The organism is Brevundimonas sp., assembly GCF_041688735.1.
In the GTDB taxonomy this organism is placed as follows: domain Bacteria; phylum Pseudomonadota; class Alphaproteobacteria; order Caulobacterales; family Caulobacteraceae; genus Brevundimonas.
Map to the genome: position 1 here is coordinate 1 of NZ_JBDNHO010000111.1, position 7,045 is coordinate 7,045.

Annotated in this window: 11 protein-coding genes and 1 tRNA gene; 4 read left to right on the forward strand and 8 right to left on the reverse strand. The window is 64.9% G+C overall.

From position 1 onward, the window contains the following. Positions 1 to 434 (forward strand): alkaline phosphatase PhoX (locus ACESMO_RS11710; RefSeq protein WP_372708325.1); only part of this gene is annotated, 434 nt, incomplete at its 5' end. On the opposite strand, the gene ACESMO_RS11715 is transcribed toward ACESMO_RS11710, so the two are convergent. Beyond that, positions 403 to 1,470: a COX15/CtaA family protein gene (locus ACESMO_RS11715; protein WP_372708326.1), complete on the reverse strand. Its 1,068-nt coding sequence runs from the start codon at positions 1,468 to 1,470 to the stop codon at positions 403 to 405. The two genes, ACESMO_RS11710 and ACESMO_RS11715, sit on opposite strands and share 32 nt — an antisense overlap. A gap of 134 nt (positions 1,471 to 1,604) precedes the next feature. Between ACESMO_RS11715 and ACESMO_RS11720 the strand changes: the two genes are divergently transcribed. Both ACESMO_RS11720 and ACESMO_RS11725 read left to right on the forward strand, forming a co-directional pair. Beyond that, a complete protein-coding gene (locus ACESMO_RS11720; RefSeq protein WP_372708327.1) occupies positions 1,605 to 1,856 on the forward strand; it encodes a transglycosylase in 252 nt (83 codons plus the stop codon). 1 nt (position 1,857) lies between these two features. Then, entirely contained in the window at positions 1,858 to 2,058 is a 201-nt protein-coding gene (locus ACESMO_RS11725; RefSeq protein WP_372708328.1) for a DUF2842 domain-containing protein, read from the forward strand. Between the two features lie 70 nt (positions 2,059 to 2,128). Here the strand turns inward: ACESMO_RS11725 and ACESMO_RS11730 are convergent. From ACESMO_RS11730 to ACESMO_RS11760, 7 genes are all read right to left on the reverse strand, one after another. After that, positions 2,129 to 2,205, reverse strand: a tRNA-Pro gene (locus tag ACESMO_RS11730). A 55-nt stretch (positions 2,206 to 2,260) separates the two neighbouring features. Continuing rightward, complete coding sequence (locus ACESMO_RS11735; protein ID WP_372708329.1) at positions 2,261 to 2,674, reverse strand: MerR family transcriptional regulator; 414 nt, start codon at positions 2,672 to 2,674, stop codon at positions 2,261 to 2,263. A 6-nt stretch (positions 2,675 to 2,680) separates the two neighbouring features. Continuing rightward, positions 2,681 to 2,989 (reverse strand): integration host factor subunit alpha, encoded by a 309-nt coding sequence (locus tag ACESMO_RS11740; RefSeq protein ID WP_372708330.1) that lies wholly within the window; start codon positions 2,987 to 2,989, stop codon positions 2,681 to 2,683. Between the two features lie 75 nt (positions 2,990 to 3,064). Then, on the reverse strand, positions 3,065 to 4,042 hold the full coding sequence (locus tag ACESMO_RS11745; protein WP_372708331.1) for a beta-ketoacyl-ACP synthase III: 978 nt from the start codon (positions 4,040 to 4,042) through the stop codon (positions 3,065 to 3,067). Beyond that, positions 4,039 to 5,124, reverse strand: a complete 1,086-nt coding sequence (gene plsX / locus ACESMO_RS11750) for a phosphate acyltransferase PlsX (protein WP_372708332.1) — start codon at positions 5,122 to 5,124, stop codon at positions 4,039 to 4,041. The genes ACESMO_RS11745 and plsX overlap by 4 nt, the downstream gene beginning before the upstream one ends. A gap of 93 nt (positions 5,125 to 5,217) precedes the next feature. Next, positions 5,218 to 5,730, reverse strand: coding sequence for a DUF177 domain-containing protein (locus ACESMO_RS11755; protein WP_372708333.1), 513 nt, complete (start codon positions 5,728 to 5,730; stop codon positions 5,218 to 5,220). Next, complete coding sequence (locus tag ACESMO_RS11760) at positions 5,727 to 6,254, reverse strand: ubiquinol-cytochrome C chaperone family protein (protein ID WP_372708334.1); 528 nt, start codon at positions 6,252 to 6,254, stop codon at positions 5,727 to 5,729. The genes ACESMO_RS11755 and ACESMO_RS11760 overlap by 4 nt, the downstream gene beginning before the upstream one ends. 88 nt (positions 6,255 to 6,342) lie before the next feature. Between ACESMO_RS11760 and ACESMO_RS11765 the strand changes: the two genes are divergently transcribed. Further along, entirely contained in the window at positions 6,343 to 6,819 is a 477-nt protein-coding gene (locus ACESMO_RS11765; protein ID WP_372708335.1) for an outer membrane protein assembly factor BamE, read from the forward strand. Positions 6,820 to 7,045 lie beyond the last annotated feature (226 nt).

The following is a 7,045-nucleotide window of genomic DNA, read 5'->3' on the forward strand; positions in this document are numbered from 1 at the left end:
AGGGCATCTTCTGGGGCGAGGGCGAAATGTATCTGACCGCCACCTCGGGCGGGCCCATCAAGCGCGGACAAATCCTGCGCTATGTCCCGTCGCGTTTCGAGGGCTCGGTCGGCGAGCGACTGCGCCCGGGACGGATCCAGCTCTTCGTCGAGAGCACCGACGAGAAGACCATCAATATGGGCGACAATATCTGTGTCGCGCCCTGGGGCCATCTGGTCGTCTGCGAGGACAACTATTCGAACCAGATCCGGAACCATGTGAAGGGCGTGACGCCGGACGGGCAGCTCTACACCGTTGCCCGCAACGTCTTCACCGGGAACAGCGAGTTCGCGGGGGCCTGCTTCTCCCCGGATGGTCAGGTGATGTTCGTCAACATCCAGTACCCTGGGATCACCTTCGCGATCAGAGGCCCCTGGACCTCGGTCCGGACGTAAACAGCCGGGTCTGCGAGCGGCGGACCAGCCACAGGTTGACCGTCGCCGCCGCCAGCACCAGGGCGGCTCCGGCCTGGTGCTGGGCCCCCAACCACAGGGGGGTGGCGCTCATCAGGGTCACGATCCCGAGCAAGGCCTGCAGCCACAGGGCCGCCGCCACGGCGAAGGCTGACGCACCCAGCCCCCCGGCCAGCCGCCAGCGCCACGCCTGAACCGCATAGGCTGTCCCGCCGATCAGCAGGACGTAGGCCCAGATGCGGTGATTGAACTGGACCAGAGCTTGATCGTGCAGGAAGGCCAGACCACCCTGGCTCCATGACACGGGCGGCAAGATCGCGCCGTTCATCAGCGGCCAGTCAGTATAGACAAAGCCCGCCTTGGCTCCCGCCACCAGCCCGCCAAGCAGGCACTGGAAGAAGATCGCCCCCAGCAGCACGGTCGCGGCACGGCTCCAGCCAATCGGAGACCGCGAGTACGATTCGCCATTCCAGGCCTCCAGTCCGGTCCAGATCAGTCCCATGAAGATCAGCAGGGCGAGGCCCAGATGAACCGCCAACCGTTCCGGGGCCACATCGACCCGCTCGGAGAGGCCACTGGACACCATCCACCAGCCGATCAGTCCCTGCAGCCCACCCATGGCCAACAGTACGCAGCAGCGCACAATCAGCCGTCGGGGCATCTGGCGCAGGATCAGGAAGACCGCGAATGGCAGGGCGAAAGCCGCGCCGATCAGCCGACCCAAAAGCCGGTGCGCCCACTCCCACCAGAAAATGCCCTGGAACTCGACCAGGCTCATACCGGCATTGACCTGGGCGTATTGCGGGATGGCGCGATATTTTTCGAATGCCGTATTCCAGTCAGACGCATTCATCGGCGGCAGAGCGCCCATGATCGGCTGCCATTCCGTGATCGACAGCCCTGATCCGGTCAGACGGGTGATTCCGCCGACCACGACCATGGCGAACACGAGGCCGGCGCATGCGAACAGCCAGAGGGCGACCGCGCGATTCTGATCGCCACCGATGAAACGCTTCATTCGACGCCTGCTATCCTAACCGCTAGAGTGTGTACGCGTCCGTGGATCGCGCCGACCTCAGCGGTATGCCCGCACGGTGAGGCGAGATCGAGTCGCTTATCGGCGTCGGATCGCCGCAAGTCTGGAGAGGCCGGTTGCCCTACGTCGAAATCATTGTCGCCGTCCTCGGGGCCTTCGCCCTGGCCTGGCTGGCCGATCTGGTCAGCGGTCGCCGCGGCCTTTTCGCCACCTCCCTGGTCTCGGCTGTCGCCGCCGTCACCGGCTGGTTCCTGGCCGTACGTGTCTTCGCCGTCGGCACGATGGACGAGTGGACCTGGGTGCTGTGGTCCCTGGCCGGCTCGGCCCTCGCGCTCGGGGCTTTCTTCCTGTTCCGGAGCAAGCGCTGACATGGGCCCGCGAACCCGTCGTTTCATCGCCGCAGCCGGGGCTCTGGCCTTTCTCGCGGCCTATGTCTGGGCCGTTATCGCTATCGGTGACCGCCTGCCGGACTCGATGTGGATCGATCTGCTTTTCTACGGGGTGGCCGGCATCGCCTGGGGTGTGCCGTTGTTCCCCCTGATCAGCTGGGCCGAAGGCGGCAAGAAATAGACTCTGCATCCAATTGCAAAGGGGCCGCCCGAAAGCGGCCCCTTCAACCAACCGTCTTCATTGAGGAAGATGGTCGGAGCGACAGGATTCGAACCTGCGACCCCTTGACCCCCAGTCAAGTGCGCTACCAGGCTGCGCCACGCTCCGAGAGGCGCTCCCTATAGACGGGGGGCCGTCGCGCCGCAAACCCAAAAACGATCCGTCAGGCGGTTCTCGAAAGAACGACCTCGAGACGTGCGCGCGCCCCTTCCAGATCAGCGAGAACCTGCCGTAGACGGGCCGAGGAGACGCCTTTCGCAATAGATTCTTGCGAGCCACCTTCCGGCTCGAACGACACCGCGCCGGCCGGATCGCCATAGACGGCCAGACGCTTGACGCCCAGTTCGCGATGCAGGCGCTGGACGCCCTTGATAGTCAGGCCTTCGGCATGCAGCAGACGCTTCACGGCCTTGAGCAGCACCAGGTCCTGAGGGCGATAAAAGCGCCGCCCGCCCGCGCGCTTCAGCGGCGTCAAGAAGGTGAATTTGGTCTCCCAGAACCTCAGCACATGCTGCGGCGCGCCGACTTCGTCAGCGGCTTCAGAGATGGTGCGAAAGGCGTTGGGGCTTTTGGCCACGTGGGATCAGGCCTCCAGGACGGCGTCGTGGACCCGGCCCTTCATGATCTGGGAGGCGCGGAAGCTGATGACCCGGCGCGGGTGGATGGCGGCCGGCTCGCCGGTTTTGGGATTGCGGCCCATGCGAGCGCGTTTATCGCGGACCTGAAAGACGCCGAAACCAGACAGCTTCACAGTCTCGCCACGTTCCAGAGACTCGATAATGAGCTCGAGGGTGCGCTCGACCATGGCCGAGCATTCCTGACGCGAGAGCCCGACTTCCTCGTGGACGGCCTCGCACAGATCTGCCCGCGTGAGTGTCTGGTGCTGCGCCACTGGTCCGCTCCCCTGGATTGCTCCGTCCCGCGCATAAAAGGGCAAGCGCGATCAAATGGAAAGGCGAATTACGCCCTACAGACGAAAGGCGCATGCGCCCCAGGTCAAACCGCCGCCCATGGCCTCCAGCAGCACCAGGTCGCCACGCTTGATCCGTCCGTCGTGGATGGCCGCGTCGAGGGCCAGTGGGATGGACGCCGCCGAGGTGTTGGCATGCATGGCGACGGTCGAGATCACCTTGTGTTCGTCGAGACCCAACCGGTCGCCGACGCCCTTGATTATGCGCTGGTTGGCCTGGTGCGGCACGAACCAGTCGACGTCCGCAACCTCGATGTTCGAGGCGGCGCAGGCGGCGGTGATGGCCTCGGCGATATTGACCACGGCTTGCCGGAAGACCTGATTTCCCGCCATGCGCAGATGGCCGACCGTACCGGTCGTGGCTGGGCCGCCGTCGACGTACAGCAGGTCCGTCTTGGTCCCGTCGCAGCGCAAGGCGAAGCCCAGCAGGCCCCGATCGGCCTTGGTCCCTTGCCCTTCGCGCGGCTCGACGACTACCGCGCCGGCACCGTCGCCGAACAGGACGCAGGTCGACCGGTCGGTCCAGTCCATCAGCCGTGTCATCTCCTCGGCGCCGATGACCAACGCGCATTTGGCCAAGCCGCGGGCGACGAAGCCGTCGGCCACGCTCAGCGCATAAACGAAGCCCGTGCACACGGCCTGAATGTCGAAGGCGATGCAGATCGGCGCGCCCAACTTGCGCTGAACGATCGAGGCGACCGACGGGAAGGTCATGTCCGGTGTAGTCGTGGCGACGATGATCAGATCGACTTGGCTGGCCGTTCGCCCTGCGTCGATCAAGGCCTTCTTGGCGGCCTCGACCGCCAGGTCGCTGGTCGGCTGGTCGTCGCGGGCCTTATGGCGCTGGCGGATGCCGGTCCGCTCGACGATCCATTCGTCGGAGGTGTCGACGAACTTGGCCAGATCGGCGTTGGTGATGACCTGTTCCGGCAGATAGGAGCCGACGCCCGTCACGACGCTGCGAATGACGCTCACTGAGCAGGCTCCGTCACCGGCTCGACCAGCGCGGGCGACTGTTCAAGCACCGTGGTCAGTCGCTGCAGGCTGGTGCTGACCTTAACCAGATAGTCGCTGCGGGCAAGATCGACGGCGATGCGGATGGCGTTGCCGAAGCCCTTGGCGTCCGCACCGCCATGGCTCTTCACCACGATGCCGTTCAGGCCCAGCAAGGGTCCGCCGTTGATGGCGCCGGGGTCGATCTTCTGGCGCATTCGCTTCAGCGCCGGCAACGCCAGCAGCGCCCCGGCCCTGGCCATCGGCCCTGACGACAGGGCCTCCTTCATCAGGGCCGAGATGAATCGCGCCACGCCTTCTGCGGTCTTGAGGGCGATATTGCCGGTAAAGCCGTCGGTGACGATAACGTCGACCGTGCCCTTGGCGATGTCGTCGCCCTCGACGAAACCCTTGTAATCGAGGTTCAGCCCGGCCCCGTCGGCGCGCAGGATGCGGTGGGCCTCGCGCACCTCGTCGTGGCCCTTCATGTCTTCCGAGCCGACATTGAGAATGCCGATGGTCGGCCGCCCGCCGTGGCTGTGCACTGCGGCATGGAAAGCCTCGCCCATAATGGCGAACTCAACCAGTTGCTCGGCGTCGCTCTCGACGTTGGCGCCGACGTCCAGCACGGCCGTCACACCCCGCAGCGTCGGCCAGCTGGCGACGATCGCCGGTCGTTCCAGACCGTGAGCCGACATGCGCAGGATCAGCTTGGAGATGGCCATCAGGCCGCCGGTGTTGCCCGCCGAGACGACCGCCCCCGCCTCGCCCAGCTTTACCGCCTCGATGGCGTTCCACAAGCTGGAGCCCTTACCTCGTCGCATGGCCTGCGCAGGTTTCTCGTCCATGGCGATCACCTTGTCGGTGTGCCGCACCTCGCAGACGGACTCGTCGAGCCCGCAACGGAGCAATTCGGCGCGGATGGCCGTTTCGTCGCCGTGCAGCAGGAAACGCACGCCTTCGCCGCCGTGGCGCTGGCGATAGGCCCGGACCCCGGCCACCACGACGGGCGGACCTTGGTCCCCGCCCATGGCATCGAGCGAGATCACAGTTGAGGAAGGCAAGCCGCTACGACTCCGTCGCGCCGTCAGCCCCGGCGCTAGTTTGGCGGCGACGATAGCGCCGCGATGGGGGGATGCAACCAACTGGTCGTTGCGTCAACCTTCGCCGTCGGGACGCCGAGTCTTGAGCACAGCGAAGGGCGAAATCTCGGCCGGCTCGGGCGGCTGAACGAACTCCGCGCCAAGCTTGCGGGGGAAGGGGTCGAGCTGAAGGGCGAGTTGCTCAACCACATATTGCCCCAGGTCGATCTGGCCGTTCTCGATCAGGTCCGGCGATTCGTCGTCGAGCGTGATGACGATTTCCTCCGAGTCCTCATCCACCGCCTCGGCCAGCGGGAAAGAGAACCGGGTGTCGATTTCAACTGGAAGCCGCTCCAGCGTGATCCCGCAAAGCTGCGCCAGGCTCGCCATGACGTGGCCCGACAGCCGCCAGCCGGCGGCGGTCGGCTCCAGCTTCACATCCGCGACGAAGCTGTCCAGCGAGGCCAGGTCCAGGGCCTTGGCGATTCGGCCACGCGTCGCCGCATCGGGCTCCAGCCTGCGGTTGACGCCCCCGGGACTCAGATGCAGGCGGACCGGATCGCTGAAGGGCAGTGCAGGAACGGTCATGCGCTCAGATCACCCCAGTTCGGCTTGATCGTCAGTTCGGCGAAGCTCTGCGCGGCCAGACGGCGGCGGCTGTCCAGCGCGTAACGGGCCAGCGCCATTCCGTCGGACACGTTCTCGCTCACCAGCACGTTTCGGGCGAGGCTCGCGGAAAGGCCTTCTTCGTCTTCCGCTCTGAGGGGGCCTTCATAAGCGGTCATCCGTCCGTACATGGCCTCGCCCAGCTTGCGCATCTTCTTACCGACGGAGGTATCGCCGACGCCCAACTCGCGCAGCGCGTGATCCAGTGCCGAGACATAGGCGTTGAACAGGTCCTGCGCGACCTCCGCGCCCCGCTCACCCTCGTCCCTCGTCCGCATGACCAGCAGAAGGACATGAAGCGTATACAGCTCGAAGCGCGCGTCGATCTCGTCTGCCACGCCCATCTGGGCGTAGAAGGCTGGTTGGCGCGCCTGTGCCACCGTCAGTTCATACAGCGGCTCGCCGAGGCGTTCACGGGAGCGGGTTCGGAAGAGATTCTTGAGCATGATGAGGCGGCCCCTTTTCCGCCGCGGCGTTGAACTAAGGCTCGGCTCCGGTTAGGTCAAAGACCTTGTTCTGTCGCAGGCGCCGCCCATGGTCCGTTCCAAGCTCGTATTCGCCGCTCTTTCGGCCGCCGTCCTGATGACGGCCTGCGCTCCCATCGTGGGCCAGAACGGCTTTCAGGCCATCGACGCCAAGCCGGCCGACATCATCGCGGGAACGGACAGCAAGCAGACTGTGCTGACAAAATTGGGCACGCCGTCGACGACATCGACCTTCGAGCGCGACAGCATCTGGTACTACATCAGCCAGGTCACCGAGAAATATACCTACAACCGGCCACAGGTGACCCAGCGCAGCGTTACCGAGATCACCTTCAACGATGCCGGTCAGGTCGCGGAAGTTCGTACCCTGGGCCTGGACGACGGACAGCGCCTCGCCATGAACGGTCGCGAGACTCCGACCCGCGGACGTCAGTTGACGATCCTCGAGCAGTTGCTCGGCAACGTCGGCCGCGGCCAACTGCCACGCACGGACGAGAACGAGCCGGGCCAACGCCGCCCCGACTAGAGCGAAATCGGTCTTGATGGACGCAGTCCATCAAGGATCAGATTTAGGTCCAGCATGATTCGGGACCATTTTTTGGATTCAGGTCGATTCGACCTGAAGCAAAAGTGGTCTAGGCTCAGGACCCATTAAAGGGATTCACACGGTCGTGGCGATCTGATTCACTGGTGGCAGGAGGAGCCTGTCATGAGTGATCTGTTTTGGCTGACGAACAAGCAGATGCGTCGGA